Source organism: Afipia massiliensis, assembly GCF_014203115.1.
Classification (GTDB): domain Bacteria; phylum Pseudomonadota; class Alphaproteobacteria; order Rhizobiales; family Xanthobacteraceae; genus Afipia; species Afipia massiliensis.
Genome location: NZ_JACHIJ010000004.1, coordinates 307,392 through 334,095 on the forward strand (window position 1 = coordinate 307,392; position 26,704 = coordinate 334,095).

Below are 26,704 nucleotides of genomic sequence, written 5' to 3' on the forward strand. Positions count from 1 at the left end.
CATGTTCGATCTCTCTCCCGAGGACTGGACGGCGATCCTGCTTTCATTGCGGGTCGCCGCCGTTGCCACATTGGTTGCCACGCCGCTCGGCATCGCCGTGGCGTGGCTGCTGGCGCGGCGCGAGTTCTGGGGCAAGGCCGCGCTCGATGCACTGGTCTATCTGCCGCTGGTGCTGCCGCCGGTTGTCACCGGCTATCTGCTGCTGCTGACATTCGGGCGCAAAGGTCTGGTCGGCGCGTGGCTCGCCGATACGCTTGGCATCGTGTTCGCGTTCCGCTGGACCGGCGCCGCGCTGGCGTGCGGGGTGATGTCCTTTCCGCTGCTGGTGCGCCCGATCCGGCTGTCCATCGAAGCGGTGGACCGCAAACTCGAGCAGGCCGCCAGCACGCTCGGCGCGGCACCCTGGCGCGTGTTTCTCACCGTGACGCTGCCGCTCGCGCTGCCCGGCATCGTCGCCGGGATGGTGCTTGGCTTCGCCAAGGCTATCGGCGAATTCGGTGCGACCATTACCTTCGTGTCCAACATCCCGGGCGAAACCCAGACCATTTCGGCTGCGATCTATTCACTGACCCAGACGCCGGACGGCGACACCGCCGCGCTGCGGCTGGTGATCGTATCGATTGCCATCGCCATGGCCGCACTGATCGCGTCGGAGATTCTGGCACGGCGTGCCACGCGGCGTTTGCATGGCTATTAAGATGCTGTCGGTGGACGTTGAAAAAAAACTCGGCGATTTCGAACTCGCCATATCCTTCACCAGCGATGGTCTCGTCACCGGCCTGTTCGGCAATTCCGGCGCCGGCAAGACCTCGATCGTCAACATGATCGCCGGGCTGACCAAACCAGACCGCGGGCGGATTTCGCTTGGCGGCGATGTCCTCGACGACAGCGCATCAGGCCTGCATGTTCCGCCGCATCGGCGGCGGATCGGCTACGTGTTTCAGGACGCCCGGCTGTTTCCGCACCTCAGCGTCCAACAGAATCTCGATTACGGCAGGCGCATGAACAGATTGGGTCACGACGCCGCGGCGGAGAAACACACGATCGATCTGCTCGACATCGGACACCTGCTCGATCGCCGTCCAGCGCAATTGTCAGGTGGCGAGCGTCAGCGTGTGGCGCTCGGCCGCGCTTTGCTCGCGAAGCCGCGCCTGCTGTTGCTGGATGAGCCGCTGGGATCGCTGGACGAGGAGCGGAAGGCGGAAATCCTTCCCTACTTCATCCGGCTGCGCGACGACGCCAGCGTGCCGATGGTCTTTGTCAGCCACGATGCCGGCGAAATGCGGCGGCTGGCGACGAATGTGGTGATACTCAAGCGCGGCAAGGTTGTCGCCAGCGGCGGCGTCGAAGTTTTGCCGCATGTCATTTAGGTGAGCATGATCTCTACTTCAGCGCAGTGATCGCCTTCGCGAGATAATCCAGTCCCTGCACCAGCGGCGGGCCGCCGCAAACCGTATAGCGTTCGGGCAGGTCGATCCGCCGGTTCGCGCCATAGCGCGACAGCAGTGCCGGATGCGTAATGAACAGCGCACCCTGATCGCGCGCTTCGCGCGGCGGGTCCTGCAACACCAGCACGTCCGGCCCATTGGTCAGCAAGTGTTCGAGCGACACGAACCCGCCTTGCTCCGCCGACTTGAAACCACCGGCGCCTGCCGGCGCTGGCCCCGGCGGCCGCAATCCGGCAATCGACAGCATGCCCGACGCCAGACTGGCCGGGCCTTCCCGATAGCCTTCGCGCTGAATGACCAGCGCCGTCAACGAAGGCTTCAAAGCGACGGCTGACAATCTCGCTTCGGCCTGTTCGAGTTGGCGCGCCAATACTTCGCCGCGCTCGGGATGACCGACAAGCTTTCCCACCTCGACGGCCTGGCGGCGCGCATCGGCGAGATTGCGAATGAGTTCGACGTCCACAACGCGGATGCCCATCGCACTCAGCATGGCATGAATCGGGCGATGGCTCGGACCGCCCAGCACCAGATCGGGCGCGAGATTCACGACAGATTCAGCGTCCCAGTCCAGACGGGGAAACGAGGCAGCCTTGTCGGTCATGACAGACAGAAGCGGATCGACCGCATAGGGCGACAGCCCCGCGATCTGGGCCGGGTCGGCCAGCGCAAGCAGCAACTGATCGGCACAAAGATTGAACGATACAATACGCTTTGGCGGGCCGTCCGCGCGCGCGACAGGCGCAGTCCCGCACAACGCCGAGAACGTGGCCGAAACAAGCATGGCCGCGAATATGGTTTTCTTGATCATGACAGCCTGTTATGCCACGTCCATTGTGTTGCGTCAGCGGCTGTTCTGCTGCGAGGACACGCCGAAACAATCGGAACGGAATGACCAGCGACCCTCAGGGACATAGTCAGGGCACCTTGCTGACCGCGATGCTCGTCGTGCTGGTGGCCGTGCTGTTCGTGCTATCGCTGATGACCGGGCCTGCGCAATTTTCGCCGCGTACAGTCATCGCGACGCTGTTTTCCGATCAGGGTGTGGCCTCGATCATCGTGCGCGACATTCGGCTGCCGCGAACGCTGTTGGCGTTGCTGATCGGCGCGACGTTCGGACTGGCCGGTGCCGCGTTGCAGGGCCTGTTGCGCAATCCGCTCGCCGAACCGTCGCTGTTCGGTGCGCCGCAAGCGGCCGCCGCAGCAGCGGCGGCGATCATGGCCTTCGGATTCGCCGGCGCGCTGTCGCTGGCGGTCCCGCTCGGCGGCATCGCCGGTGCGCTGCTATCGGTCGGCGCGCTGGTCGCGATCGCCGGACGCCGCGCCTCGCTGACGGTGACGCTGCTGGCGGGCCTCGCACTTGCAAGTCTCGCAGGCGCGGCCATCGCGCTCATCCTCAATCTCGCGCCCAATCCCTACATCGCGCTGGAGATCGCATTCTGGCTACTCGGCTCGCTGCGCGACCGTAGCATGGAGCATGTGTGGCTCGCAGCGCCTTTCATGATCGTGAGCTGGTTCGTGCTGGCGATCAACGCCGGCGCGTTCCGCGCGCTGACGCTCGGTGAAGACGCAGCTGCGTCGCTCGGCGTCAATGTCGAGCGCACCCGTGTGCTGGTGGTGATCGGCGTCGCGCTCGGCGTCGGTGCCGCCGTCTCGGTTGCTGGCGCGATTTCATTCGTCGGACTGGTCGCGCCGCATCTGGTGCGGCGGTTTTATGGCTCCGATCCGGCGCGCGTGTTGTTGCCCGCGTCACTTGCGGGCGCGGCGCTGCTGATGGCCGCTGATATCGCCGTGCGCCTGATCCCCGCCGTCATCGAAATCAAGATCGGCGTGGTGACGGCGCTGATCGGCGTGCCGTTCTTCCTGGCGATGATCTTCCACGAGCGCCGCGCGCTGGAGGACAGCAAGCAATGAAACCCAACGAGAACCCGCGCCTTGTCGCCACGGATGTCACGGTCACCCGTGGCACGCGCCGGATTGTCGACACCACCAGCCTGACCCTGAACGCCGGCGAATTCACGATTCTCGCTGGACCCAACGGCGCCGGCAAGACCACGCTGGCCCGCGCCATGGCCGGCGTGATGAGGGCCGAGGGCTCCGTCACGTTCGACGGCGCCAACCTGCGCGATCTCGCGCCGCGTGTCCGCGCCCGCGCCATCTCCTATCTGCCACAGGGGCACGAATTTCACTGGCCGATGCGGGTCGACAGCATCGTGGCGCTCGGACGCGAGCCGCATGCCGATCCATTCTCGCAGACCTCCGTCAAGGACCGGATCGCCATCGAGCGCGCCATCGAGGCGACAGCGGTCGGCGAATTCTCCTCGCGGCTGATCACGACGCTGTCGGGCGGCGAACGCGCCCGTGTCGCCATCGCGAGGGCGCTGGCGACCGAAGCCTCGGTTCTGATCGCGGACGAACCGACTGCGTCGCTCGACGAGCGGCATCAGCTCATCGTCATGGATCTGCTTCAGCGCATTGCGCATCAGGGAACGGCGGTGCTTGCCATCATCCACGATCTCGCGCTGGCAATGCGGTTCGCGGACCGCGTCGTCGTCATGAACGAGGGCCGCATCGTCGCCAACGACACGCCGCCGCTGGCGCTGACGCCCGATCGTATCGCGGAGATCTTCGGCATTTCGGTGAACCGCGTCGAGACGCCGGACGGACCGCTGCTGCTGCCGTCCCGCGCGCTTTAACCGGCTCAGCTCCCGAGCAGCCGGGTCCCGATCCGCGATAGCTTGCGCCTCGCGGCAGCGGTGCGAGTCAGCGGGGGTGCCGGCGATTCCTCGTCCTCCGGCAACCGCAAACCAACGATGTTGACGCGCGCGCCGCCGATGCTTCGCGCCACCAGCACAATGGAATCGAGCGGCAAGGTCGCACCGACACGCGGCGCATGATCGAGATGGATATCGAAGTAGTCCGCCAGCGTCAGGTGCGCATCGCCGGGGGCAATGGTGACGCCGTAGATGTCGGCCACGTCCTTCAAGGTCACGTCGCCCGGCATCATGAAGTCGCCGAGCAGATGCGGGTCCGGCGCGGGCACCACGGGCATATCGACGAAGAAGCGATCCAGCGCCTCGGCTTTTTCCGGCGGCGCCAGCAAATAGAGATAGTCGCCCTTGACCACCGGCTCGGCTTCGACAGGCGAGAGAATCCGCTCGTCGCGGATCACCAGCGTGGGCTTCGACCATGACGGGATCAGCCCACGTTTCAGGAACAGGCTGTTGGCGCGAACCGGATAGCCGACGAGTTGCTGCTCGAGCTGTCCCGGCAGATCGAGTTCGACGCGGCGGGGCCCGCGATCCGCCCGCGGCAGCGCCACGTGCAGACGCCGCGCGGCGGCGCCGAGTGTCCAGCCCTGCAGCAGCAGCGAGATGATGACGACAACGAAGGCGACGTCGAAATAGACCTGCGCGTTGGGCAGCCCGACCAGCAATGGAATAGAGGCCAGAAAGATCGCGACCGCGCCCCGCAGCCCGACCCAGGCGATGAAGGTCCGCTCCCGCCAGTTGAATCGGAATGGAGCCAGGCAAAGAAACACCGCGATGGGCCGCGCCACCAGCATCAGCACCAGCGCCACCGCGACGGCCGGCAACACGGTCGTCAATGTCCGCTCGGGCGAGACCAGCAGGCCAAGCAAAACGAACATCACGATCTGCGCCAGCCATGTCGCCGCGTCGAGAAAAGCGACGACGGAATTGTGCGCGCGGGTCGGACGATTGCCGATGATCATGCCGGCGAGATAGACCGCGAGGAATCCCGACGCGTGCGAGATCTGGGCCAACCCGAAAATCACCAGCGCCGCCGTCGCCACGAAGGGCGCGTGCAGACCCTGTGGCAGGGCGACGCGGTTCAGCGCGAACACGACAAGCCAGCCGCCGGCAGCTCCGAACACCACGCCCAGCACGCTCTCGCGCGCGAACTGAAGCGCGACATGCGCCCACGAGCTCTGCCCGATCGACAGGAATTCCACCAGCATCAGCGTCAGAAAGATCGCGAACGGATCGTTGGTGCCGGATTCCACCTCGAGGGTCGCGCCGACGCGCGGGCGCAGGCGAAGACCCTGGCTATGGACCAGAAGGAACACCGCGGCGGCATCGGTGGAGCCCACCACCGCGCCGACCAGCAGCGCCTCGGTCCAGCCGATCCCGAGCGCATACTTGGCGACCGGCGCCGTGATCAGCGCCGTCAGCAGCACACCGACGGTCGCCAAAGCCGCCGACGGCGCCAGCACCGCCCGGATGCTCTGGAACCGGGTCTTCAGCCCGCCGTCAAACAGGATCAGCGCCAGCGCCACCGAGCCGACCAGATAGGTCGTCTGCACGTCGTCGAAGCGAAGGCCGCCGGGTCCGCTGTCGCCCGCGAGGATACCGACAAAAAGGAAGACCAGCAGCAGCGGGGCGCCGAACCGCAGCGCGAGCAGGCTGGAGAGAATGCCCGCCATCACGAGAACCGAGCCGAGCAGAATGGCAATGCTGACCGAGTCGAGGGATGCCATTAGCTGTGTGGTCTCCGGTCCAAAATGCCTGCATTTGCATGAATATCGTCGCAGCCGCCCGACGCCAACTCATTTGTCAGTTGATCACCATTGTGCAGGATTTGCTGGTGTTAAGTCGCTCGCACGCGGGATTCTCACGCACCTTCAGCCGCAGAATGTGGAAATCTGGCGAACGACCGAATCGAATCCAAGGTCGAACCCAAGATCAGACCAAGGCGGCCGGACCGGCCTGCCTCTTTGCAAGGTGAGTTGCCCATGGACTGGGATGATATCCAACGGGCGTTGCAGGCCAGCATCAAGTCCGCGGAGGCCTATCTCGTATCGCCCTGGTTCTACATGCAGGCCGGCATCATCCTTGTCGCCGCCGGCCTCTCGCTTGCCGCCGCGAGTTTCCTCCGGGCGCGGGTCGACCCAGCGTCGCTGGCGATGGGACTTCCGGCGCCGCTGCGTGTGCTGATCCGGGTTTTGATGAATCGTGCGGGAACGATCATCTTCGCGCTGCTGATCAGCATCACCCGCGCCGTCATCGTGCAGGCCGAAGTCATGCGGCACGGCTACCTGCTTTCGACCGCAGCGAGCCTCGCGACAGCCTGGGTCATCATCCGGCTGGCGACGGGATTGATCCGCAATGAATTCGTGGTCCGCGCGGTCTCGGTGACAGCCTGGATCGTGGCGGCGCTGAGCATTGTCGGCAAGCTGGACGATGTGGCGGCGGCGCTGGACTCCGTCGCAGTCCCGCTCGGTGCGTTGCGGGTGACGCCCCTGCTGGTCCTGAAGGTTGCGGTGTCGCTGGGCATCGCGCTGTGGCTGGTCGGCATTCTCGGCAATTTCCTTGAATCGCGGATCACCCGCTCGCGCGACCTCACGCCGTCGGTTCAGGTTCTCCTGGTCAAGATGGTCCGCCTCCTGCTGATGGTGGGCGCCTTTGCGGTCGTGATGAGCGCTGCGGGCATCGATCTATCCGCCTTTGCGTTGTTTTCCGGCGCCATCGGCGTCGGCCTCGGCTTCGGCTTGCAGAAGATCGTCGCCAATTTCATCAGCGGCGTGATCCTGCTGGCGGACAAGTCGGTGAAGCCCGGCGATCTCATCACCATCGGCGACAGTTCGGGGAAAATCAGCGCGATGAACACGCGCTATATTTCCGTCGCAGCGGGTGACGGCCGCGAAATCCTGATCCCGAACGAGGATCTGGTGACCCAGCGCGTGGTCAACTGGACCTACACCAACAAAAACATGCTGGTGAAGGTCAACTTCGCGACCAATTACGACGCCGATCCGAACGTCGTCTGCAAGCTGGCCATCGACATCGCAAGCAAGACGGCCAGCGTCGCCAGTTTTAAACCGCCGAACTGCCTGCTGGTGGAGTTCGCGGAAACCTGCATGAAATTCACGCTGACATTCTGGGTCGCAGATCTCGACGTTGGCGCGGACAACGTCCGCAGCGAAGTGATGCTGAAGCTGTGGGATGCCTTCAAGCGCGAGAACATCCGCGTGCCGTATCCGGTCCGCGAAATCCGCGTGCGTGGCAACGCGCTGCCGGCGGGAACCGTCCTCGACGTGCAAAACTGACATGCGCTTTGCCAGCGAACTGGTCCCGGCGATCCTGATCCGCCGCTACAAGCGGTTTCTGGCCGATGTCGAACTCGGCGATGGCACGGTGATCACCGCGCACGTCGCCAATCCCGGCGCCATGACCGGCCTTCAGGCCGAAGGCGCGCGGGTCTGGCTGTCGAAGTCTCCGAGCGCGACGCGCAAGCTGCCCTACTCGTGGGAACTGATCGAGGTGGATTTCGGCGGCGGCGGTGAATTGACCGGCGTCAACACCATGCATCCGAATCCCATCGTGGCAGAGGCGCTCGCGGCTGGCGCGATCCCTGAACTAACCGGCTACGCCACCATTCGCCGCGAAGTGAAGTACGGCCGCACCATCAACGGCAAAGGCTCACGGGTCGATTTCCTGCTGGAAGATCCCTCGCGTCCGCCCTGCTATGTCGAAGTCAAGAACGTGCACCTGATGCGCCGCGCAGGCGTCGCCGAATTTCCGGATTCGGTGACGGCGCGTGGCGCGAAGCATCTCGATGAGCTGTCCGAAATGGTCGCTACGGGGGCCCGTGCGGTGATGCTGTTCGTGATTCAGATCGGCTCGGCGCGCTCGTTTGCCTTGGCCCGCGACATCGATCCGGCCTATGCCCGCGCCTTCGACAAGGCGCGCCTGTCCGGCGTCGAGGCCCTGGCCTGGACCTGCAACCTCACCCGCGACGACATCAGCCTCGGACGTCCAGTTCCGATCGAGCCTGAAGCTGGAAATAAGCCCTGAAAACAAGCCCCGAATAAGGATTGGCAGCCCGGCCGAACCATCGCTTGCGCTGGGGGCTGCATCCATTAAATTGGAGGGGAAATCAGCAAGTTCCTCAATTTGAAGCCAGATTCCCCATGAATTACGTCGAAGCCACCGAAACCTCGCTGCGAAAGACCGGACAGATCAAGCTGCACGGTCCGGCTGCATTCGCCGGGATGCGCAAGGCGGGCGCGCTGGTGGCGCAATGCCTCGACGAGCTTGCAGCGATCGTCAGGCCAGGCATCTTCACGTCGCAGATTGACGACTTCGTCCGGAAGTTCGCCTTCGACAACAAGTCCTACCCCGCGACGCTGATGTATCGCGGCTACCGCTATTCGACCTGCACCTCGATCAACCATGTGGTCTGCCACGGCATGCCCGGCGACCGTCCGCTGAAAGAAGGCGACATCGTCAACGTGGACGTGACGATGATCGTCGACGGATGGTATGGCGATTCCAGCCGGATGTACGCCGTCGGCGAGATTTCGCGCCGCGCGGAGCGGCTGATCGACGTCACCTATGAAGCAATGATGCGCGGCATTGCTGCCGTGAAGCCCGGCGCCACCACCGGCGATATCGGTCACGCGATCCAGAGCTTCGTCGAGCCGCAGCAGATGAGCGTGGTGCGCGATTTCTGCGGCCACGGCCTCGGACGGATGTTTCACGACGAGCCGAACATCATCCATGTCGGCCGCCCCGGCGAAGGCGTCGTCCTGCGGCCAGGCATGTTCTTCACCATCGAGCCGATGATCAATCTCGGCAAGCCGCATGTGAAGGTCCTGTCCGACGGCTGGACCGCTGTGACGCGCGACCGTTCGCTGTCGGCGCAGTTCGAGCACTCGGTCGGCGTGACCCAGGACGGCGTGGAAATCTTCACGCTCTCGCCCGGCAAACTGGACAAGCCGCCTTACAAGGTATGATGCCTTGGCTTGCTGACCGAATGTACATATCTGTACCTTCGGCGAAGGCCATTGTCTTTTGATACCAGCATAAAGCCGGTTGCAAATGCAGCCGGGCGCAGCGATGCTCGCAGCATACTTGAGCACGCATTGCGCCATGCCAACCAGGTCCAAAGAGCCCGATCCATCCGGCTTCTCCGAAGCGCCGCACTATCATGGCCATCGCGAGCGGCTGCGCGACCGTTTTCGCGATGCTGGCCCTGATGCGCTGAGCGACTACGAATTGCTCGAAATGGTGTTGTTTCGCGCCCTGCCGCGGCGCGACGTCAAACCGCTGGCCAAGGCGCTGATCGCAAAGTTCGGATCGTTCGCCGAGGTGGTTCACGCGCCGGAATTGCGCCTGAAGGAAGTCAGCGGGCTTGGCGATTCGGCAATCACCGAGATCAAGCTGATCGCGGCGACCGCAAGCCGGGTCGCCAGAGGACAGATCAACAAGCAGAAGACCGTGCTGTCGTCATGGTCGTCGGTGATCGAGTATTGCCGCGCGGCCATGGCCTTCGCCGACAAGGAGCAATTCCGGATCCTGTTTCTCGACAAGCGCAACCAGTTGATCGCGGACGAATTGCAGCAGGTCGGCACTATCGACCATACGCCGGTCTATCCGCGCGAGGTGGTCAAGCGTGCCCTTGAACTATCAGCCACCGCGATCATCCTCGTGCACAATCATCCGTCCGGCGATCCGACGCCGTCGACCGCCGACGTCCAGATGACGAAATCGATCATGTCGATCGCAAGCCCACTCGGGATTTCGGTGCACGATCATATCATTGTCGGCAAGAACGGCCACGCCAGCCTGAAAGGGCTGCGGCTGATGTGAGCGTAAAGTGAGGGTGTCGTTCCGGACGCTTCATCGTCGTCCCGGCGAACGCTGGGACCCATCACCCTTGCATCACCCTTGCATCACCCTTGCATCACCCTTGCATCACCCTTGCATCCTCAAAAAGAGCGACACCGCGCTGCGCTTGGCCGGGATGACGACTGAGGTTGGAGAAAGAGGTTTTTACTGCCGCATCAGGATCAGCGGATCGGCACTGTCGGGGACCCGCCGCCACTGGGCATTGTCGTCGGCCTCAAAACGCCAGATCTCGCCCTTCGCCGACCGCAGCAGCAATTCGCCGCGCTCGATGCGCCACATCGTGGGTGCGAAAGCAGTCACCATCGGGTCGCACCGCGGCTTCAGAAACACCGCGAAATTTTCCGGCGAGGTTTCGGTATTGGTCAGCGTTAATCCGCAGATCGACTTCCCGCTTCCGCGCACCATCGCCCAGTCGCCGATCAACTGATCCGCCGATTTCGACAGAGCGCGGGCGGCCGCGAGATTTTGCAGCAGATAGACGCCCTCTCCCTGGCGCAGACCTTCGAAAATGCCGCTCTCGACCTCGGTCACATCGATGACCGATTGTCCCGCCGCATCCTGCAGCCGCACGATATCAAGACCCTTCACGCTCCACGCCACAATGCTCTTGGTGAACGGCAACGTGGCGCTGCACCCCTTGTCGAGTTCGAGCTTTGAGCCCTGCGGACCGGCATCGCCCTTGAGCGTGATCACGCAGGTCTTGTCGCGGCCCGCAGTCGACAGCTCCCATTCTCCGATCATCTCCTTGGCGAGCGATCGGGCGTCCTGCGCCACAGCGTATGGCGCGCCGAGGGTGACCGTCGCCAGAGCAAGCAGGCAAGCCTGCCTGCTCAGCCACGATCTCGTGAGCGCGAACATCGCGGCGCGGGTCACGGTCAGCGGCCCTTCACCGGTGTCTCGGCGATCGGCGTCAACGGCGGCTTGCCCGCGAACCACAGTTTGAGATTATCCACCACGAGTTGATCCATCGCATTGCGCGTGGTCACGGATGCGGAGGCGATGTGCGGCAGCAGCACCACGTTCTGCATCGTCTTCAATACATCCGGCACCTGCGGCTCAGCCGCGAACACGTCGAGGCCCGCGGCCATGATGGTGCCGTCCTTGAGCGCGGCGATCAGCGCCTCCTCGTCCACCACCGATCCGCGGGCGACATTGATCAGAACACCGCGCGGGCCGAGCGCCTTGAGCACCTCGGCGTTGATCATTTTCGCGGTGGACGCACCGCCGGGCGTGATGGCGATCAGCGTATCGACGTCCTTCGCCATCTCGATCAGATTTGGATAGTGTTTGTAGGTGACGCCCTTGGCCGGATTGCGCGAATGATACACCACCGGCACCAGCGACGCATCGAGACGCCGCGCGATAGCCTGGCCGATGCGGCCCATGCCGACCATGCCGACCTTGCGGTCACGCAGAGATCCGGGGCTTAGCGGGAAGCTCTGCGTGGTCCAGTGTCCCGCGCGCAGATAGCGGTCCGCCTTGATGAATTCGCGCACCGTTGCGATCAGAAGTCCGAGCGCGGTGTCCGCGACTTCTTCGGTCAGCACGTCCGGCGTGTTGGTGACAATGATGTTGTGCCCGGCGGCATACTTGAAATCGATATGGTCGTATCCGACGCCGAAGCTCGATACGATTTCGGTCTTCGGAAGTCGCGCCAGCATGACTGCATCGGCCTGCACCAGGCCGGTGACCGCAACGCCGCGAATGCGCGCGGCAATGTCCGGGGTCATGCGGCTCAGATCGTGCTGGTTCTCAAATTTGTGAAGCACGAAGTTCGCGGGAAAACCGCCATCGATCACTGGCTTCGACGGTCCATAAACCAGCACATCGACCTTTTCCTGAGAACCGTTCGCAGCCATTTAGCTTTCCTTTCCAAGCGCACTTTCGTGCCAGCGTCGTAGCACAAGATACGAGGCCAGCGAGAGGCCCAAATAGATGACAATTCCGGCAATCGAGAGCAACAACAGCGCCGCGAACATCCGGGGAATGTTGAGCCGGTAACCGGCCTCCGCAATCCGGTAAGCCAGTCCGGAACCGGCCCCGGCCGAGCCCGCCGCGATTTCGGCGACCACCGCGCCGATCAGCGACAATCCTCCGGCAATCCGCAGACCGCCGAGAATATGCGGCAGCGCCGAAGGCAGTTTCAGGCGGCGCAGGGTTTGCGTCCGCGAAGCGCCATACAATTCGAACAGGCCAAGCAGGTTGCGATCGACTGAATTCAGCCCCAGCGTGGTGTTGGACAGCACCGGAAAAAACGCGACGATCCAGGCGCAGGCCACGACCGCCGCATGCTGCGGCAGATAGATCAGCAGCAGCGGTGCGATCGCGATCACCGGCGTTACCTGAAGGATCACCGCATAAGGCAACAGGGCATATTCCAGCCATTTCGAGCGGCTGAACAACACCGCAAGCGCGATGCCGCCGACGGCTGCCGCGATGAAACCCTGAACCGTGGTCGAAAGCGTCGTCAGCAACGATCCAAACAGGATCGGCCAGTCCTGAACGAGGGTCGAGAACACCACACTCGGCGCAGGCAGCACATAAGCCGGAAGATTGTTGACGCGAACCACAATCTCCCAGACGGCGGCGCCGGCGGCGAGCGCCACCAGCGGCAGGACGAACTTCAGAAACCGGACCGGCGATGTGTCGCGTGCGGTCATGCGGCGGCCCCGGCCGCGCTGGCCTTCGCAAGTGCTGCGGAGACATCACGACAATGCGCTGCATATTCCGGCGACGTGCGAAAATCCTCAGCCCGCGGCTCGGACGCATCGATGCGAACGTCACGCGCGATGCGCCCCGGTCGCGGTGTCATGATCAGCACGCGCTGCGACAGATACACCGACTCGAACACCGAGTGCGTGACGAACACAACGGTCTTGCGCAGCTTGCGCCACAGCGTCAGCAGATCGTTGTTCAGCTTGAAACGTGTGATTTCATCGAGCGCGGCAAACGGCTCGTCCAGCAACAGAATGTCCGGATCGGTCACCAGCGCCCGCGCCAGCGAGACCCGCATCTTCATGCCGCCAGACAGTTCGCGCGGATAGACATCCGCAAACTCCAGGAGCCCGACCTGCGCAAGCGCCTGATTGACGCGCGCGCTGGATTCGCTGTGGGGCATATGTGTGAGATCGAGGGGAAGCTGGACGTTATCGCGCACCGTCGCCCACGGCATCAGGGTCGGCTCCTGAAACACAAACCCGATGTTGTGGCGCGAACGATCCTGCGGATCGCGTCCCGCAACACGTACGCGGCCGGCGGTCGCCTCATTGAGTCCCGCAATGATGCGCAAAGCGGTCGACTTGCCGCAGCCGGACGGCCCGAGCAATGAGACAAACTCTCCGGTACGCACGGTCAGATCCAGCGGGCCGAGCGCGGCAACGCCGTTATCGTAAACCTTGGTGACATCACGTAGCGACACCGCCGCACCGCCCGGCAATCCGTCTCGCGCATCATCGGCTTCAAGAACAGTCATGCCGGAGAATCCGCCATCGTCAGTTTTTCGGCCGCAGGTTGACACCCACGGCCTTGTTGACGAACCGCAGGGTGTAAGCCTTGCGATAGTCGATGTCGCGCCGAGTCACTCCGGCGCGAACCATCTTGCCGAAGAACGCCACCATACGCTCGTCGCTCATCGCGCCGATGCCATCGTTCAGTGTATCGCCGGAATCGACGATGCCATACTGCTTCATCTTATCGACGGAATAGGCGAGCAGATCGTCGGTCATCTCCGGATTGGCCTTCTTGATGAGCGCGTTGCCAGATCGGTTATCGCCATAGAGATACGTGTACCAGCCGGTCACCGAGGCATCGACGAAGCGCTGCACCAGATCGGCTTTCTTTTCAGCATAGGCGGTGCGTGTTTCGATCAACGTCGAATAGGCGTTGAAGCCATAGTCCGCCAGCAGAATGACAGTCGGCTTGAACTTCGCCTGCTTCTCCACCGCGAACGGTTCGGACGTGACATAGCCCTGCATCGCGCTTTTCTTGTCGGCGAGGAACGGCTGCGCGTTGAACGTATAAGGCTTTACGTTTTCGTCGCTGAACCCGTATTCGGATTTCAGCCACTGGAAATAGGTCGGCATGCCTTCCTTGGACACGAACAGCGTCAGCGGCTTGAGGTCTTCGAGCTTGGTGACCTTGGACTCTGGATGCGCGAGGAACACCTGCGGATCCTTCTGGAAGATCGCCGCGACGGCGACGACGGGCACGTTGTTCGCCACCGCGTCGAACGATTGCAGCGTGTTCGCGCTCATGAAGAAATCGAGCTTGCCCGCGATGAGCTGGATGCGGTTGTTGACGTTGGGGCCACCGGGAACGATCCTGACGTCGAGGCCGTAACGCGCGTAGGTGCCGTCCGCCACGGCCTGATAAAATCCGCCATGTTCGGCTTGCGCGACCCAGTTGGTACCGAACGAAACCTTGTCCAGTTCGCCGGGGGTCTGCGCATGCGCCGGTACTCCGGTCACCGACCACAGAGCGATCCCGACAACGAACGCGCGCAGCAAGCGGCTGGGTGGCATGATTGGACTCCGTTGGGCGTTTTGCCCATGATGGGCATCGCAAAGCTACTCTGCTAATTGATTCAAAGAAACGCCTGTTCGAAGAAACCCGCGCACGATGACCCCGAAACCGCCGCACGACTGGACTGCGTTGAGCCTGTCCGCCATCGATAAGGTCGAGGCCTCCCGCTGGATCGCCGTGCTGCCGCTGGCGGCGACCGAGCAGCACGGGCCGCATTTGCCGTTCGAGACCGACACGCTGATCGCGCAGGCCTATCTGGCGCGCGTCCGCGCCGCGCTGCCGGGCGATCTGCCAGTGACGTTTCTGCCCGTCGAGCCGGTCGGAATTTCGACCGAGCATACGGCCTACCCGGGTACACAGACGCTGCCGACCGACGTCGCGCTGAACAAGTGGATGACGCTCTGCGATGCCGTGGCGCAGGCAGGTATCCGCAAGCTCGTCATCGTCACCAGCCACGGCGGCAACAGCGCGGCAATGGCGCTGATCGCGCAGGATCTGCGCGCGAAACACGAGATGCTGGCGGTCACCACGAGTTGGAGCCGGTTCGGTGCGCCGGATGGCTTGTTTTCCGCAGATGAGCTTCGCTTCGGAATTCACGGCGGCGCCGTCGAGACCTCGATCATGCTTGCGGCGTTTCCCGATCAGGTGAGAGAGAACCGGATTGCGAATTTCGAGTCTGCGGAAAAGCAGATGGTCAAGGAATTCCGCTGGCTTTCGGCGGGCCGTCCTGCGCCGTTCGCGTGGGCGATGCAGGATCTCAATCCGCAGGGCGCGGTCGGCGATGCGACGATGGCGACTGCGGAGAAAGGCAATGCGCTGCTGGATTACGGCGCGCGGGCTTTCGTCGAGTTGCTGCAGGATGTCGACAAATTCGATCTGGCGAGATTGTCGAACCGACCGCAGATTCCGAAATAGCCAATTAAACCACTGAAATTACTATATTTTTATTGATTTCGATATTTCGAAAAGAATCTTCGAACCGAATCCAGACAGCTCACCACCAATTGGCATGCGGTCCACACGGCCCGCCCCAAACAAGGATGGAGAGTATCATGTCGATCAAGACCAAGATTGCCGCCCTCGCTGTTGCTGCTCTGACCCTGACCGGTGGCATCGCCGCCACCACCCAGGAAGCTCACGCCGGCAAATTTCATCATCATCACCATGGCGTCGGCATCGGTGTTGGCCTCGCCGCAGGCGCACTATTCGCCGCCGCTGCCAGCAACACTTACGCCAACGACTATTACGGCTATCGCCGCTGCGGCTGGGTCCGCCAGTTCGACGCCTACGGCAACTACATCGGCCGCGTTCGCAGCTGCTACTGATCGAAAAATCCGAGTTGAGTTCGGCGCGACGCCTCATCCACGCCGCGCCGACCCAAAGACCCGCCCGGTTGTCCCCCCGGGCGGGTCATTTGTTTTTTCTTGCACGATCCGACAGGCGCAACTAAGCCACGGGCGCTGTGTCGTCTGCTTGTCACGCGGCAATGTCATGGCTCGCGCAGGCGGATTTCAGCCGCTCTAATCGGCTGCTCATAAGCAAAACAAGCGCTTGAGGGCCATTCGCAAATACAGCCAAATGCCAGGAAGCCTGGTTCTTTCTGGTACCCGAAGATGCGATCCCGCGCGCTGGCCGTTTCATGACACAGACCATACGCCGCATAACCATTGTGAAAGTCGCAGTTGCCGGACTTGCGCTGGGAGCGCCGCCGCTTGATCTCGCGCGGGCTGCTGACGCCGTCGTCCCCGTCAAGGCACCACGCGTTGCGCCGGTTTTCGACTGGAGCGGTCTCTACATCGGCGGGCACGTCGGCTACGGCGGCGGCAGCTTTGGTCCCGGCACCAACCCGCTGCCGCAGCAGGGCATCTTTTTCCCGTCCACCATCACCGGCCTGATCGGCGGCTATCAGGCGGGCTACAATCTTCAGCTTCCAAGCAAGTGGGTGCTTGGGGTGGAGGCCGATATTTCGTTCACGAGCACGCTCGATCGGCCGAAGCTCGTACCTGCACCGTTCAACACGACGTTCGACCACTTCGGCACGGCGCGGGGCCGCATCGGCTACGCATTCGGAACAGTGCTGCCTTACGTGACCGGCGGCGCAGCCTGGGGGCGGACCCGTGTCGATCTGAACGACGCGACCGGCGACATCGTCGGCAACAAGTCGCGCATGCATCTCGGCTGGGTCGCGGGTGCGGGCGTCGAAGTCGCCGTGGGCGGCAACTGGACCGGCAAGGTCGAATACAATTACATCGATCTCGGCGCGCGGACGTATGGGCTGGGCGACGCGCCGCTGCCCGATGTCGCCGTTGACCCCACGATTCACACAGTCAAGGTCGGTCTTAACTATCGGCTATGGGACACGCCGCCCTGGATTGGCAACACCGCGATCAAGCCGCTGGCCCTTCCGGAATCGACCAACTGGAACGTCCACGGCCAGACCACACTGATCACGCAAGGCTATCCTTCCTTCCGCGCACCGTATCAGGGCCCGAACAGCCTCCCCGGCATTGGTCGCACGCGGCAGACGTGGACCGTCGGCGCATTCCTGGGATGGCGGCTGTGGGACGGCGGCGAACTGTATTTCAATCCCGAACTCGCCCAGGGATTCGGTATTGGCGGCACATTGGGGCTCGCGGGATTTTCCAACGGCGAAGCGCAAAAGGGCGGCGCGGAGTATCCCGAGTTTCGCGCCCAGCGCTATTTCTTCCGCCAGACCTTCGGCCTCGGCGGCGAGCAGGAAGACGTCGCCGATGCTGCCAATCAGTTGCCGGGCAAGCGCGACATCAACCGCGTCACCGTCACCGTCGGGCGTTTCGCCGTGGGCGATTATTTCGACGGCAACTCCTATGCGAAAGATCCGCGCGCCGATTTCATGAACTGGGCGATGTGGTCGTCCGCGGCCTATGATTTCCCGGCCGACCTGCCGGGCTTCACCCGCGGCGCAGTCGTCGAGCTCAACCGCAAGGACTGGGCGATCCGGGCCGGATTTTTTCAGGTGCCGTCGCAGCCCAACAGCGATGTGCTCACCTTCAAGACCGGCGGCGCGGTGGTCGAATTCGAGGAACGCCACACGATCCTGAACCAGCCCGGCAAACTGCGCGTGGGCGTGTTCGCCAACCGCGGCAACACCGCCAATTATCGCAACGCGCTCGGCATCAGCGCCGCAAATCCCGGGATCGATATCAATGACATCGCGCCGGGAACGCGTCGCGAGCGGTCGAAATACGGCTTCTACGTCAACGCCGAACAGCAGATCGCCACCGACGTCGGCATCTTTGCGCGAGCGAGCTGGAACGACGGCCAGAACGAGATTCTGTCGTTCACCGACATCGACCGCAGCGTGTCCAGCGGCCTCTCGATCAAGGGCAGCTATTGGGGTCGGCCCGCCGATACATTTGCACTGGGCGGAGCCATCAACGGCCTGTCCGGCGCGCATCGCGATTTCCTCGCGGCCGGCGGCAAGGGCCTCCTGATCGGCGACGGCCGGCTGAACTACGGCACAGAACGGATTCTGGAGACCTACTACGCACTCGCGCTCAGCAAGGCCTTCACCTTCACCGCCGACTACCAGCTGATCACCAACCCGGCCTACAACGCCGACCGGGGACCGGTCTCGATCTTCTCAGGCAGGCTGCACGGCGAGTTCTGAGATCATCCGCGCGCCGCGACCGGCGTGACAACTGCCGCGGGAGGCGCCGCAGCGGCAACCGGCGCAAAGGACTCTGCCTGCGCGAATGCCCAGGCATGGAAACGCGGGTTCTCGACGTGGCCTTCCAGCAGTTCGCCGGGACGAATCTGCGGATAAAGCCGCGCGAACGACAACACCTCCGTTCCCGAGAGGCGATGTGAGAAGTGGATCGGCCGGATTTCCTGCGGATGGCTGAGGCCGGATGCCGCGATCAATTCCGCCAGAGCATGCAGGGTCGCGCGATGATAATTGTAAACGCGCATGGTCTTGTCCGGCACCACCAATGCACGGTTACGTGACGGATCCTGCGTCGTTACGCCGGTCGGGCAGCGATCTGTGTGACAACTCAGCGATTGAATGCAACCCAAAGCGAACATGAAGCCCCGCGCCGAATTGCACCAGTCCGCGCCGAGCGCCATGGCGCGCGCCACGTCGAAACCCGTCGCGATCTTGCCGGCTGCGCCGATTCGGATGCGATCTCGCGCGTTAATCCCGATCAAGGCATTGTGCACGAAGCTAACGCCCTCGCGCATCGGCATTCCAAGGTGGTCCATGAACTCTGCCGGGGCTGCGCCGGTGCCGCCTTCATTGCCGTCGACCACGATGAAGTCAGGATAGATTCCGGTCTTGACCATCGCCTTGCAGATCGCAAGGAACTCCCAGCGATGGCCGATACAGAGCTTGAAGCCCACCGGCTTGCCGCCCGAGAGCCGGCGCATCTCGGCGATGAACTGCATCATCTCGATCGGCGTCGAAAACGCGCGGTGATAGGCCGGCGAAATGCAATCCTCGCCCACCGCGACGCCGCGAATGCGTGAAATCTCCTCGGACACCTTCGCGGCCGGCAGCACGCCACCGTGGCCCGGCTTCGCGCCCTGGCTGACTTTCAGTTCAATCATCTTGATCTGATCGTCGCTCGCAACCTTCGCGAAAAGTTCAGGATTAAAGGTTCCGTCGGGATTGCGGCAGCCAAAATATCCCGATCCGATTTCCCAGATCAGGTCGCCGCCGTTTTCGCGATGATAGGGACTGACACCGCCTTCACCGGTGTCATGGGCGAAGTTTCCTTTTTTTGCACCGGCATTGAGCGCACGCACGGCGTTGGGGCTGAGCGCGCCGAAGCTCATGGCGGAAATGTTGAACACCGAGGCCGAGTACGGCTTGGTGCAATCCGGCCCGCCGATCATGACGCGAAAAGGTGCGTCGGCCAGCGGCTTCGGCGAGACCGAATGGTTCATCCATTCGTAGCCTTGCGCATAGACATCTTCCTGGGTGCCGAACGGGCGCTTGTCGAGCACCATCTTCGCACGCTGGTAGACCACTGCGCGCGTATCGCGGCTGAACGGCTTGCCGTCCTTCTCGCTCTCGAAGAAGTATTGCCGCATCTCGGGCCGGATTTCCTCCAGCAGAAAGCGGATATGCGCGGAGATCGGATAGTTGCGCAGAACGGCGTGGCTCTTCTGGAGCATGTCGTGAATGCCAAGCACCGACAGCGAGCCGAAAATCGTGATCGGAATTGCAAACAGAAAGATGTGTTTGAAATCGTAGTAGACCGCGGCGCAGACCAGAAGCGCGGTGATACAAATGCAAAGCGTCAGGATGATGAAACGAGGCGATAACAGCAGCGTCAAATTTTGCATAAAAACCTCGCTGACGAGACTGGCAAAGTGCTCCGACACCCGCCGCATGTTGGCGCGTTTCCCGGCCCGGGTCGATAGCACCATCATCTACGATAGATGTGACTATACACCAATCCACGGGCCATCGACATCAACGTGGCGTGGATGCGCGGAGGGACTGACGTGATCCCGTCATATCACGCGCATAGAACTGACGCCCACTGCTTGCTGCAGAGCAATATTTCAGCCCCGCCGATGGCACCATGCGCGGTCAGTGCTGATGGGGACGCATCTCGCCGGGGACGCCGCTCTTCTCAAGGCCGCCGTCGGCGATCCATGTCTCGGTGTTCTTGATGGCCCGCGCGATGTGGTCGTCCGTGCGGGTAAAGTCATAGGGCGAGCCGACCAGCGGACACAGCGGCGGCACCACGCAGTATTCAATGCTGGACTCTAGATATTCCAGTTCGGTGGTCATCTGCCGCGAAATCAACAGCGTCAGGGCATGAAGTGCCGTTGCGACAGCCCCCACCGGCGGGTCCTGCCCCGCGCAGGCGAACCCGGTCGGCATGATGATGAGCCGCTGCGCGCCCTTCTGGATCGCGACGCGGATCGGTGTGTTGCTGGAAATCGCCCCGTCGGCCAGAAATCGATCCTTGTATTTGACCGGCGCGAAAGCTCCCGGAATCGCCGTGCTGGCCACGATGGCTTCGGCTGCGGATCCTTCGGAAAGCACCACGGTTTCGCCGGATACGATATCGGTTGTCACGATATGAACCGGAACAACAGCTTCTTCCAGTTTCTTGTACGGAAGATGATCCTCGATCAACCTGCGAACGCCGTCGTGCGAGATCAGAAAATCCCGCCGCCACAAGAACGAGGCAAACGAATACAGCGACACCGGAAACACATCGTGCCGTGTCAGCTCGCGCCAGATGTCCGCCAGTTTCTTGACGCCGTCCAGCGTCGGTGAGCCGGCATAGTAGGCGCCGTTCATCGCCCCTACGCTCGATCCGACCACAAGGTCGGCCGTGACGCCATGGGCCGCAAGAGCCTGCATCATTCCGACTTGAATCGCACCAAAACTTCCGCCGCCTGCGAAAACGAACGCTGTCTTTGTTCCGGTATGACCGTCTTTACCGTGCATCGAGCCTACAAAGCTTTCGATTCACTTCACGTCGCAATCCGCGGGCGACATCCGTGCGGGTGCGCTGGACTTATACCAACGCGCCGACGAGACAGGCAATCAAGATTGCTTGTCCTCGTTGACGGACAAAGATGTCTGGCGTCCAGGCGTCGGCTCAGGCCGTTCGCAGCACCTTCTTTTTTCGCACCTCAACAACCCTGGTCATCGCGTCGTTGCGGCCTCCCAGCACACGGGTCAGGTGCAGCGCACTCTCCAGCAGAAGATCGGACATGCGCCGGGAGCTATCCCGGGTGAATCGCGGCTTAGGCCCCGAGACCGACAGCGCCCCGGCCAGTGCGCCGTCCGGCCCGAACACCGGACAGGCGATGCCGGCGCAATCGGGATCGCGCTCTCCGAAAGAGGCCGCGATGAACTCCGCGCGAATCCGATCGAACGCCTCGCCGCTTTCGCCGCCAAAGGCCAAAATCACCTTGCCCGCGGCGCCGCGATCCAGCGGCAGCAGCGCGCCGGCCTCGACACGATCCAGCGTCGAATGCTGCGAATCGACCCGAAACACACACAGCCGCGATTTGGCATCGTGCCGGACGTGAAATGACGGGCTCTCGGTTCCTGCAACAACGAGATTGCGCAGCACCGGCATGACATGATCATGCAGCCGGTTCGTGCGCTGATAGACAGCTCCCAGACGAAACGGTGTCGGCCCGAGATGATAACGCCCGTCGGGAAGCTGGCCGAGATAACCGAATTCCTGAAGCGAGGTCATCAATCTCAACAGCGTGCTTTTGTACAATCCGGTGCGGCGGGCGAGCGCGGCAAGGGTCATCGCCTCGGTCTCGCCCTCGAACGCGGAAAGAATGGTCAACGCACGATTCACGGCAGCAACGCCAGGAGACGACATTCGCTTAATCCTTGTTGGACGATCCGGACCGGTCGGCAATTCTGGCGATCACGGGGAAATATGCATCCCCCAATCCACATTCGATGGCTTCCTGAAGAATCTCACCAACCAGAGCCGCGCCGCGCGGCCGAAGGCCGCCCTGCGACGCAAGCTCGAGCGCATAGGACATGTCCTTCAGCGCGTATTCGGTCGAGAACGCGCGCAGCGGAAAGTCGTCCGGCACGATGGCTTTCAGGCCGTGATTGCGGAGCGCGAAGCTGTCCGCCGATCCCTTCGACAAGGTTTCCAGCAGCAATTTCGGCTCAACGCCGCTGTGCCAGGCGATCGCAACGGCTTCGGCGAGCGCATTGACCGTCTGGAACAGCACCATGTTGTTGAGAATTTTTGTTACCTGTCCAGCGCCGGTGCCGCCGCACAGCGTCACCTCGGTGGCGAAACACCGGATCAGCGGCACAACCGTTTCGAACAGTTGCGGCGACGCGCCGACCATGACGCTCAGGGTGCCATCCTGCGCCGCCTGACGTGTTCGCGCGATCGGCGCATCGATCCACGCTGCGCCCTTGCCTTCGAGCTGGCGCGCGAAATCGCGCGTGAGTTCGACCGACGATGTGCCGAGATCGACCACGATCTGGCTCGGCTTGATGGTTTGCAGAATTCCTGCGTCGCCCTCAAAGGCCGCGCGCACGTGTTTGGCGCTGGGCAGGCACAGAAACAGGACGTCGCACCGCGACACGACGTCGGCGACCGAAGCCGCAATCGCAGCCCCCTCCTCACCGAGCCTCGCGAGCGGCTCCGGCGCGAGATCATAGACGACAAGCGGCTTCCCGCTCTTGCGAAGAAGATTGCGGCAGATCGGCTCTCCCATCACTCCGAGGCCGACAAAGCCGATAGCACCCGACATACGTAACTCCTGCTTCAACACCCGGGGCACGACAGCGTCGTGCCCCGGATTGATTTTCAGTCTTAGGATTTCACCAGCGGACAGTTGCCTTCGCTGAGCGGACGAAACACGCGGTCACCGGGCTGCGAGGTCAGGATCTTGTAGTAGTCGTACTTGTACTTCGACTCCTCAGGCTTCTTGACCTGCACAAGGTGCATCGTGTGCAGCACGCGTCCGTCCGGCCTGATCGCCACATCCTTGTTGTACATGTCGTTGACCTTCATCTCGCGCATCTTGGCCGCGACGACGGTTGGATCTTTCGTCCCCGCTGCCTTGACCGCCGCAAGGTAGTGATGAACGCCGCTGTAGACACCGGCCTGAACCATGCTCGGCACGCGGCCTTCCATCGCCGCGAAATAGCGCTTCGACCAGGCACGCGTGCTGTCATTCATGTCCCAGTAGAACGACGTCGTGACCTGCAGACCCTGAGTCACCTTGAGCCCCAGCGCGTTGACGTCGGTGATGAACACAAGGAGACCGGCGAGACTTTGACCGCGCTCGACAGTGCCGAACTCGCCTGCCTGCTTGATGGCGGTCTGAACATCCGCGCCGGACGTCGCCAGTCCGACCACCTTGGCCTTGGACGCCTGCGCCTGCAGCAGGAACGAGGCAAAATCCGCTGTTCCGAGCGGATGCGCGGCGGAGCCGATGACCTTGCCGCCGGCGGCTTCGATGAACTTGGTCGCGTCGCGCTGAAGCGCATGACCGAATGCGTAGTCCGCCGAGATAAAGAACCAGCTTGTGCCGCCGGCCTTGGTGACGGCCTCACTGGTCATCCGCGACAGCGCGTAGGTATCGTAATTGAAATGAAAGCTGACCGGCGAGCAGGCCTTGCCGGTGAAATCGGACGATCCCGGCCCGCTGATAAGGAAGATCTTGTTTTTCTGACGGGCGATCTCGAGGATCGCAAAGCCGGCGGATGAGGCCGCGCCATCGGCAATCACATCGACGCCTTCACTGTCGAACCATTTGCGGGCGGTGGCGGACGCGATGTCCGGCTTGTTCTGATGGTCGGCGCTGATGATTTCGATTTTCTTGCCGATGATCTGGTTGCCGAAATCCTCCGCGGCCAGCCGCGCTGCCGCAACCGACCCGCGCCCGCCATTGTCTGGCGAAGGGACCGGCCTGATCGTTGAGAATGCCGATCTTGATCGTGTCGTCCGCGGCACGGGCGGCGGTCGACGTCAGCAATGAGACGGTGAGCAGAAGTGTCATAACAATCGATGTTTTCATGATTATTTGTTTCCCCCTATGCAGAATGAATTTTCTATTTTCTTGCAGCCTTGACCTGTGCGCCGGCGGAATCCCCCGCGATGCGCCCGAACACCGCACCCGCCATCAGTCCGGTGCCGCCGGGATAGTTGAAATAGAACAGCCCGCCGACCAGTTCGCCGGCGGCGTAAAGATTCGAAATCGGCGCCTCATCGAGGCTGACGACTTCACCAGCCTGCGTGATCTTCAATCCGCCGAAGGTGAAGGTGATGCCGCAGGTGACCGCGAAAGCGAGATAGGGCGGCTTGTCGAGCGTGTTGGCCCAGTTGCTTTTCGGCACAGCAAGTCCGTTGGTGCCGCGACCATCCTTGACGTTCGGATTGAACGGCACATCCGTCTTCACGGCGTTGTTCCAGTCGGTCACGGTGCGCATGAAGCCTGCCGGATCGACGTCGTCGAGCTTCTTCGACAACTCTTCCAGCGTATCGGCCTGAACTTTCGTGACCTGCCGGATGCGGTACTCGTCGCGCAACAGATGCGCGACCTTCTGATCGAAGATCTGCCAGGCAAACTGTCCGGGCTGGTTCAGGATCACACGGCCGTATTTGGCGTAGGTGTAATTGCGGAAATCCGCACCCTCGTCGACGAAGCGTTCGCCCGTCGCATTGACCATGATGCCGAACGGATAGGAGTGCTTCTGGAACCCGTCGCCGACCGCGAGGTCGCCGTGTTCCGGCGCATTGCGGTCCCAGCCGACGGCGTGACAGCCCGACCAGTTGCCCGTCGGCCGTGCACCGATGTCGAGCGCCATTTGAATGCCGCTGCCGGTGTTGAACCGCGAGCCGCGCACCTTGGCGAGATCCCATGACGGGCCGAGATAGCGTGTGCGCCATTCGGCATTGGCCTGAAAGCCGCCGCTGGCGAGGATCACCGTCTTGGCGCGGATGTCGCGGGTCTTGCCGTTCTGCTTCACGCGAACGCCTTGCACGCCGTCATCGTCGGCGATCAGCGACAGCGCGCGCGTCTCGAACATCACGTCGATGCCTTCGCGCGCCGCCGACTTGTGCAAGGCCTCGACCAACCCCGGGCCGCCGCCCCAGGCCTCGACGGTCAAGCCGCCCCAGAACTTGAACTTGCCATCGACCTTGAACGCCTGACGCCCATAGATCGGGACGAAGCGCACGCCCTTGGTGCGCATCCAGTTCATGGTGGCATGGCTGCGGCGCACCAGCAGTTCGACCATGTCGGGATGGGTCCGGTTCTGCGTCACCCGCGCCATGTCGTCGAAGAACTGGTCTTCGCTGTAGGTGCCGAAGTCGGTGCTTTCCTTTTCGCTGTCGGACAGATCCGGCATCAGCGCATAGAGGTCTTCGACGGTGTTGTAGGCGACGCGCATCGCCCCGGCCGTGAAGCTCGAATTGCCGCCATGCTCGCCTTCCGGCGCGCATTCAAGCACCGCGACGCTGACGCCATGCTCACGCGCGGCGAGCGCCGCGCACATCGCGGCGTTTCCCGCCCCCACAACAACAACGTCGTATTCGCTCATGGTCATCCTCGTCACCGCACGCTGGATGCGGCAATTGCCGTCCGGAATAAGTTGAAATGCAGCTTTCGCTGATCGCTTCGTGATGTTCTATTAGACAGAACATCATTCTATTATTTGCGTACGCGAAAATTCCTTACACCGCTTTCGCGGATGAGTTCAAGCACTCCGCATGCCGAAGCTTATTTCGCGAATGACCGTTTCGGATTTTTGTGCAGCGCGACGGCGTCAGCTTTCCCGCTCACCTGCGGATAAAGCTCACGCACCATCGGATCGTGACCAGGGATCACGCGATCGGGATGACCGGCAAGACGCTCGACGATCTTCCAGCCCTCCAGCATGTCGCCGAGGTTGTAGACGATCGGAAACGGATTGCTGCGATGCATGTTGCCATAATAGTGCGCGGCGTCGGAGGCCAGCACCACAGGCCCGCGTTCGGTCTCGACGCGCACCACCTGCAAGCCGTCCGAATGTCCGCCGACATGATGCAGCGTCACACCCGGCGCGATCTCGTTGTCACCGTCGTGAAACACGACGCGGTCGCTGAACACATGGCGCACCATCAGCGTGACATCCTCCGCCGAGAACGGATGGCGCAACAGCCCGTGGCACATGCAGCGGCCGGTCGCGAAACTCATCTCGCGATCCTGCAAATGAAACCGCGCATTGGGAAAACGATCGAGATTGCCCGCATGGTCGTAGTGCAGATGCGTGATGACGACGTCGCGAATGCTGTCGGGCCGGACACCGAACTGCTCCAGCGCTTCGGCGGGATTGATGGTCAGGCTCCGTGACCGCTCACGCGCCGCGACTTCGTTGAAGCCGGTATCGACAAGAATGTCGCCGTCCCTGCCGCGGATCAGCCAGACGAAATAATCGAGATCGCTGCCTTCGTTGTGAACATCCGGAGTGAGATAGTTCTGATGCGGCTGACGTCCCGTCATCGTGGCGTAACGGATGGCGTAGATCTCGCTGTGATGGGCCAAGGCGTTCCTCGTCGGCTGTCGTTTTGCCGACACTCTGCACATCGCCCGCCATCACGA

The 26,704-nt window shown here is 62.5% G+C and carries 25 protein-coding genes; 11 read left to right on the forward strand and 14 right to left on the reverse strand.

Going from position 1 to position 26,704, the window contains the following annotated elements; all coding sequences use genetic code 11:
• The first annotated feature begins 1 nt into the window (after window position 1).
• Both modB and modC read left to right on the forward strand, forming a co-directional pair.
• The gene (gene modB / locus HNQ36_RS15290; RefSeq protein WP_184086488.1) at window positions 2–697 is read left to right on the forward strand and encodes a molybdate ABC transporter permease subunit; all 696 of its coding nucleotides are present in this window, start codon (window positions 2–4) and stop codon (window positions 695–697) included.
• A 1-nt stretch (window position 698) separates the two neighbouring features.
• The gene (modC, locus tag HNQ36_RS15295; protein WP_184087083.1) at window positions 699–1,370 is read left to right on the forward strand and encodes a molybdenum ABC transporter ATP-binding protein; all 672 of its coding nucleotides are present in this window, start codon (window positions 699–701) and stop codon (window positions 1,368–1,370) included.
• A gap of 13 nt (window positions 1,371–1,383) precedes the next feature.
• On the opposite strand, the gene HNQ36_RS15300 is transcribed toward modC, so the two are convergent.
• Window positions 1,384–2,256: an ABC transporter substrate-binding protein gene (locus HNQ36_RS15300; RefSeq protein WP_184086490.1), complete on the reverse strand. Its 873-nt coding sequence runs from the start codon at window positions 2,254–2,256 to the stop codon at window positions 1,384–1,386.
• Window positions 2,257–2,336: 80 nt separating this feature from the next.
• Here HNQ36_RS15300 and HNQ36_RS15305 point away from each other — a divergent pair, with 80 nt between their 5' ends.
• Window positions 2,337–3,359 (forward strand): FecCD family ABC transporter permease, encoded by a 1,023-nt coding sequence (locus HNQ36_RS15305; RefSeq protein ID WP_184086492.1) that lies wholly within the window; start codon window positions 2,337–2,339, stop codon window positions 3,357–3,359.
• A complete protein-coding gene (locus HNQ36_RS15310; protein ID WP_184086494.1) occupies window positions 3,356–4,141 on the forward strand; it encodes an ABC transporter ATP-binding protein in 786 nt (261 codons plus the stop codon). The genes HNQ36_RS15305 and HNQ36_RS15310 overlap by 4 nt, the downstream gene beginning before the upstream one ends.
• A 5-nt stretch (window positions 4,142–4,146) precedes the next feature.
• On the opposite strand, the gene HNQ36_RS15315 is transcribed toward HNQ36_RS15310, so the two are convergent.
• Window positions 4,147–5,943 carry a potassium/proton antiporter gene (locus HNQ36_RS15315; RefSeq protein ID WP_184086497.1) on the reverse strand — a complete coding sequence of 599 codons (1,797 nt, stop codon included), beginning with the start codon at window positions 5,941–5,943 and terminating at the stop codon, window positions 4,147–4,149.
• Window positions 5,944–6,198: 255 nt separating this feature from the next.
• Here HNQ36_RS15315 and HNQ36_RS15320 point away from each other — a divergent pair, with 255 nt between their 5' ends.
• The 4 genes from HNQ36_RS15320 (at window position 6,199) to radC (ending at window position 10,057) form a co-directional block, all read left to right on the forward strand.
• The gene (locus HNQ36_RS15320; protein WP_184086499.1) at window positions 6,199–7,512 is read left to right on the forward strand and encodes a mechanosensitive ion channel family protein; all 1,314 of its coding nucleotides are present in this window, start codon (window positions 6,199–6,201) and stop codon (window positions 7,510–7,512) included.
• A gap of 1 nt (window position 7,513) precedes the next feature.
• On the forward strand, window positions 7,514–8,260 hold the full coding sequence (gene sfsA, locus HNQ36_RS15325) for a DNA/RNA nuclease SfsA (RefSeq protein WP_184086501.1): 747 nt from the start codon (window positions 7,514–7,516) through the stop codon (window positions 8,258–8,260).
• A gap of 116 nt (window positions 8,261–8,376) precedes the next feature.
• Window positions 8,377–9,201 carry a type I methionyl aminopeptidase gene (gene map, locus HNQ36_RS15330; RefSeq protein WP_184086503.1) on the forward strand — a complete coding sequence of 275 codons (825 nt, stop codon included), beginning with the start codon at window positions 8,377–8,379 and terminating at the stop codon, window positions 9,199–9,201.
• Window positions 9,202–9,337: 136 nt separating this feature from the next.
• Complete coding sequence (radC, locus tag HNQ36_RS15335) at window positions 9,338–10,057, forward strand: RadC family protein (RefSeq protein WP_046829640.1); 720 nt, start codon at window positions 9,338–9,340, stop codon at window positions 10,055–10,057.
• A 183-nt stretch (window positions 10,058–10,240) separates the two neighbouring features.
• Here the strand turns inward: radC and HNQ36_RS15340 are convergent, their stop codons facing one another.
• The 5 genes from HNQ36_RS15340 to HNQ36_RS15360 are packed head-to-tail and all read right to left on the reverse strand — an operon-like array spanning window position 10,241 to window position 14,616.
• Entirely contained in the window at window positions 10,241–10,969 is a 729-nt protein-coding gene (locus HNQ36_RS15340) for an AprI/Inh family metalloprotease inhibitor (RefSeq protein WP_430641372.1), read from the reverse strand.
• A 2-nt stretch (window positions 10,970–10,971) separates the two neighbouring features.
• Window positions 10,972–11,955, reverse strand: a complete 984-nt coding sequence (locus tag HNQ36_RS15345) for a 2-hydroxyacid dehydrogenase (RefSeq protein WP_184086505.1) — start codon at window positions 11,953–11,955, stop codon at window positions 10,972–10,974.
• Window positions 11,956–12,756, reverse strand: a complete 801-nt coding sequence (locus HNQ36_RS15350; protein WP_184086507.1) for an ABC transporter permease — start codon at window positions 12,754–12,756, stop codon at window positions 11,956–11,958.
• Window positions 12,753–13,568 (reverse strand): ABC transporter ATP-binding protein, encoded by an 816-nt coding sequence (locus HNQ36_RS15355; RefSeq protein ID WP_184086509.1) that lies wholly within the window; start codon window positions 13,566–13,568, stop codon window positions 12,753–12,755. The genes HNQ36_RS15350 and HNQ36_RS15355 overlap by 4 nt, the downstream gene beginning before the upstream one ends.
• 19 nt (window positions 13,569–13,587) lie before the next feature.
• Window positions 13,588–14,616, reverse strand: a complete 1,029-nt coding sequence (locus HNQ36_RS15360) for an ABC transporter substrate-binding protein (RefSeq protein ID WP_184086511.1) — start codon at window positions 14,614–14,616, stop codon at window positions 13,588–13,590.
• A 97-nt stretch (window positions 14,617–14,713) separates the two neighbouring features.
• Here HNQ36_RS15360 and HNQ36_RS15365 point away from each other — a divergent pair, with 97 nt between their 5' ends.
• The 3 genes from HNQ36_RS15365 to HNQ36_RS15375 all read left to right on the forward strand — a co-directional run bounded on the left by HNQ36_RS15365 (window position 14,714) and on the right by HNQ36_RS15375 (window position 18,266).
• On the forward strand, window positions 14,714–15,532 hold the full coding sequence (locus HNQ36_RS15365; protein ID WP_184086513.1) for a creatininase family protein: 819 nt from the start codon (window positions 14,714–14,716) through the stop codon (window positions 15,530–15,532).
• A 137-nt stretch (window positions 15,533–15,669) separates the two neighbouring features.
• Window positions 15,670–15,942: a hypothetical protein gene (locus HNQ36_RS15370; RefSeq protein WP_184086515.1), complete on the forward strand. Its 273-nt coding sequence runs from the start codon at window positions 15,670–15,672 to the stop codon at window positions 15,940–15,942.
• A 314-nt stretch (window positions 15,943–16,256) separates the two neighbouring features.
• Window positions 16,257–18,266: a carbohydrate porin gene (locus HNQ36_RS15375; RefSeq protein WP_184086517.1), complete on the forward strand. Its 2,010-nt coding sequence runs from the start codon at window positions 16,257–16,259 to the stop codon at window positions 18,264–18,266.
• Between the two features lie 2 nt (window positions 18,267–18,268).
• Here HNQ36_RS15375 and HNQ36_RS15380 read toward each other — a convergent pair whose 3' ends face one another.
• From HNQ36_RS15380 to HNQ36_RS15410, 7 genes are all read right to left on the reverse strand, one after another.
• Window positions 18,269–19,945 carry an FMN-binding glutamate synthase family protein gene (locus HNQ36_RS15380; protein ID WP_184087088.1) on the reverse strand — a complete coding sequence of 559 codons (1,677 nt, stop codon included), beginning with the start codon at window positions 19,943–19,945 and terminating at the stop codon, window positions 18,269–18,271.
• Between the two features lie 250 nt (window positions 19,946–20,195).
• The gene (locus HNQ36_RS15385; protein WP_184086519.1) at window positions 20,196–21,068 is read right to left on the reverse strand and encodes a patatin-like phospholipase family protein; all 873 of its coding nucleotides are present in this window, start codon (window positions 21,066–21,068) and stop codon (window positions 20,196–20,198) included.
• A 154-nt stretch (window positions 21,069–21,222) separates the two neighbouring features.
• Entirely contained in the window at window positions 21,223–21,966 is a 744-nt protein-coding gene (locus tag HNQ36_RS15390; protein WP_184086521.1) for an IclR family transcriptional regulator, read from the reverse strand.
• 4 nt (window positions 21,967–21,970) lie between these two features.
• Window positions 21,971–22,867 (reverse strand): NAD(P)-dependent oxidoreductase, encoded by an 897-nt coding sequence (locus HNQ36_RS15395; protein ID WP_184086523.1) that lies wholly within the window; start codon window positions 22,865–22,867, stop codon window positions 21,971–21,973.
• A 62-nt stretch (window positions 22,868–22,929) separates the two neighbouring features.
• Entirely contained in the window at window positions 22,930–24,075 is a 1,146-nt protein-coding gene (locus tag HNQ36_RS15400; protein ID WP_347339974.1) for an ABC transporter substrate-binding protein, read from the reverse strand.
• A gap of 98 nt (window positions 24,076–24,173) precedes the next feature.
• Window positions 24,174–25,664 carry an FAD-dependent tricarballylate dehydrogenase TcuA gene (tcuA, locus tag HNQ36_RS15405; protein WP_184086525.1) on the reverse strand — a complete coding sequence of 497 codons (1,491 nt, stop codon included), beginning with the start codon at window positions 25,662–25,664 and terminating at the stop codon, window positions 24,174–24,176.
• A 179-nt stretch (window positions 25,665–25,843) separates the two neighbouring features.
• Window positions 25,844–26,605, reverse strand: a complete 762-nt coding sequence (locus HNQ36_RS15410) for an N-acyl homoserine lactonase family protein (RefSeq protein WP_430641373.1) — start codon at window positions 26,603–26,605, stop codon at window positions 25,844–25,846.
• Window positions 26,606–26,704: the final 99 nt, after the last annotated feature.

What these genes read in the sequence shown, in the direction of transcription:
- modB (WP_184086488.1), top strand. Translation starts at nt 2, where the DNA reads ATGTTCGATCTCTCTCCCGAGGACTGGACGGCGATCCTGCTTTCATTG.
- modC (WP_184087083.1), top strand. Translation starts at nt 699, where the DNA reads ATGCTGTCGGTGGACGTTGAAAAAAAACTCGGCGATTTCGAACTCGCC.
- HNQ36_RS15300 (WP_184086490.1), bottom strand. Translation starts at nt 2,256, where the DNA reads ATGATCAAGAAAACCATATTCGCGGCCATGCTTGTTTCGGCCACGTTC.
- HNQ36_RS15305 (WP_184086492.1), top strand. Translation starts at nt 2,337, where the DNA reads ATGACCAGCGACCCTCAGGGACATAGTCAGGGCACCTTGCTGACCGCG.
- HNQ36_RS15310 (WP_184086494.1), top strand. Translation starts at nt 3,356, where the DNA reads ATGAAACCCAACGAGAACCCGCGCCTTGTCGCCACGGATGTCACGGTC.
- HNQ36_RS15315 (WP_184086497.1), bottom strand. Translation starts at nt 5,943, where the DNA reads ATGGCATCCCTCGACTCGGTCAGCATTGCCATTCTGCTCGGCTCGGTT.
- HNQ36_RS15320 (WP_184086499.1), top strand. Translation starts at nt 6,199, where the DNA reads ATGGACTGGGATGATATCCAACGGGCGTTGCAGGCCAGCATCAAGTCC.
- sfsA (WP_184086501.1), top strand. Translation starts at nt 7,514, where the DNA reads ATGCGCTTTGCCAGCGAACTGGTCCCGGCGATCCTGATCCGCCGCTAC.
- map (WP_184086503.1), top strand. Translation starts at nt 8,377, where the DNA reads ATGAATTACGTCGAAGCCACCGAAACCTCGCTGCGAAAGACCGGACAG.
- radC (WP_046829640.1), top strand. Translation starts at nt 9,338, where the DNA reads ATGCCAACCAGGTCCAAAGAGCCCGATCCATCCGGCTTCTCCGAAGCG.
- HNQ36_RS15345 (WP_184086505.1), bottom strand. Translation starts at nt 11,955, where the DNA reads ATGGCTGCGAACGGTTCTCAGGAAAAGGTCGATGTGCTGGTTTATGGA.
- HNQ36_RS15350 (WP_184086507.1), bottom strand. Translation starts at nt 12,756, where the DNA reads ATGACCGCACGCGACACATCGCCGGTCCGGTTTCTGAAGTTCGTCCTG.
- HNQ36_RS15355 (WP_184086509.1), bottom strand. Translation starts at nt 13,568, where the DNA reads ATGACTGTTCTTGAAGCCGATGATGCGCGAGACGGATTGCCGGGCGGT.
- HNQ36_RS15360 (WP_184086511.1), bottom strand. Translation starts at nt 14,616, where the DNA reads ATGCCACCCAGCCGCTTGCTGCGCGCGTTCGTTGTCGGGATCGCTCTG.
- HNQ36_RS15365 (WP_184086513.1), top strand. Translation starts at nt 14,714, where the DNA reads ATGACCCCGAAACCGCCGCACGACTGGACTGCGTTGAGCCTGTCCGCC.
- HNQ36_RS15370 (WP_184086515.1), top strand. Translation starts at nt 15,670, where the DNA reads ATGTCGATCAAGACCAAGATTGCCGCCCTCGCTGTTGCTGCTCTGACC.
- HNQ36_RS15375 (WP_184086517.1), top strand. Translation starts at nt 16,257, where the DNA reads ATGACACAGACCATACGCCGCATAACCATTGTGAAAGTCGCAGTTGCC.
- HNQ36_RS15380 (WP_184087088.1), bottom strand. Translation starts at nt 19,945, where the DNA reads ATGCAAAATTTGACGCTGCTGTTATCGCCTCGTTTCATCATCCTGACG.
- HNQ36_RS15385 (WP_184086519.1), bottom strand. Translation starts at nt 21,068, where the DNA reads ATGCACGGTAAAGACGGTCATACCGGAACAAAGACAGCGTTCGTTTTC.
- HNQ36_RS15390 (WP_184086521.1), bottom strand. Translation starts at nt 21,966, where the DNA reads ATGTCGTCTCCTGGCGTTGCTGCCGTGAATCGTGCGTTGACCATTCTT.
- HNQ36_RS15395 (WP_184086523.1), bottom strand. Translation starts at nt 22,867, where the DNA reads ATGTCGGGTGCTATCGGCTTTGTCGGCCTCGGAGTGATGGGAGAGCCG.
- tcuA (WP_184086525.1), bottom strand. Translation starts at nt 25,664, where the DNA reads ATGAGCGAATACGACGTTGTTGTTGTGGGGGCGGGAAACGCCGCGATG.
- HNQ36_RS15410 (WP_430641373.1), bottom strand. Translation starts at nt 26,605, where the DNA reads ATGACGGGACGTCAGCCGCATCAGAACTATCTCACTCCGGATGTTCAC.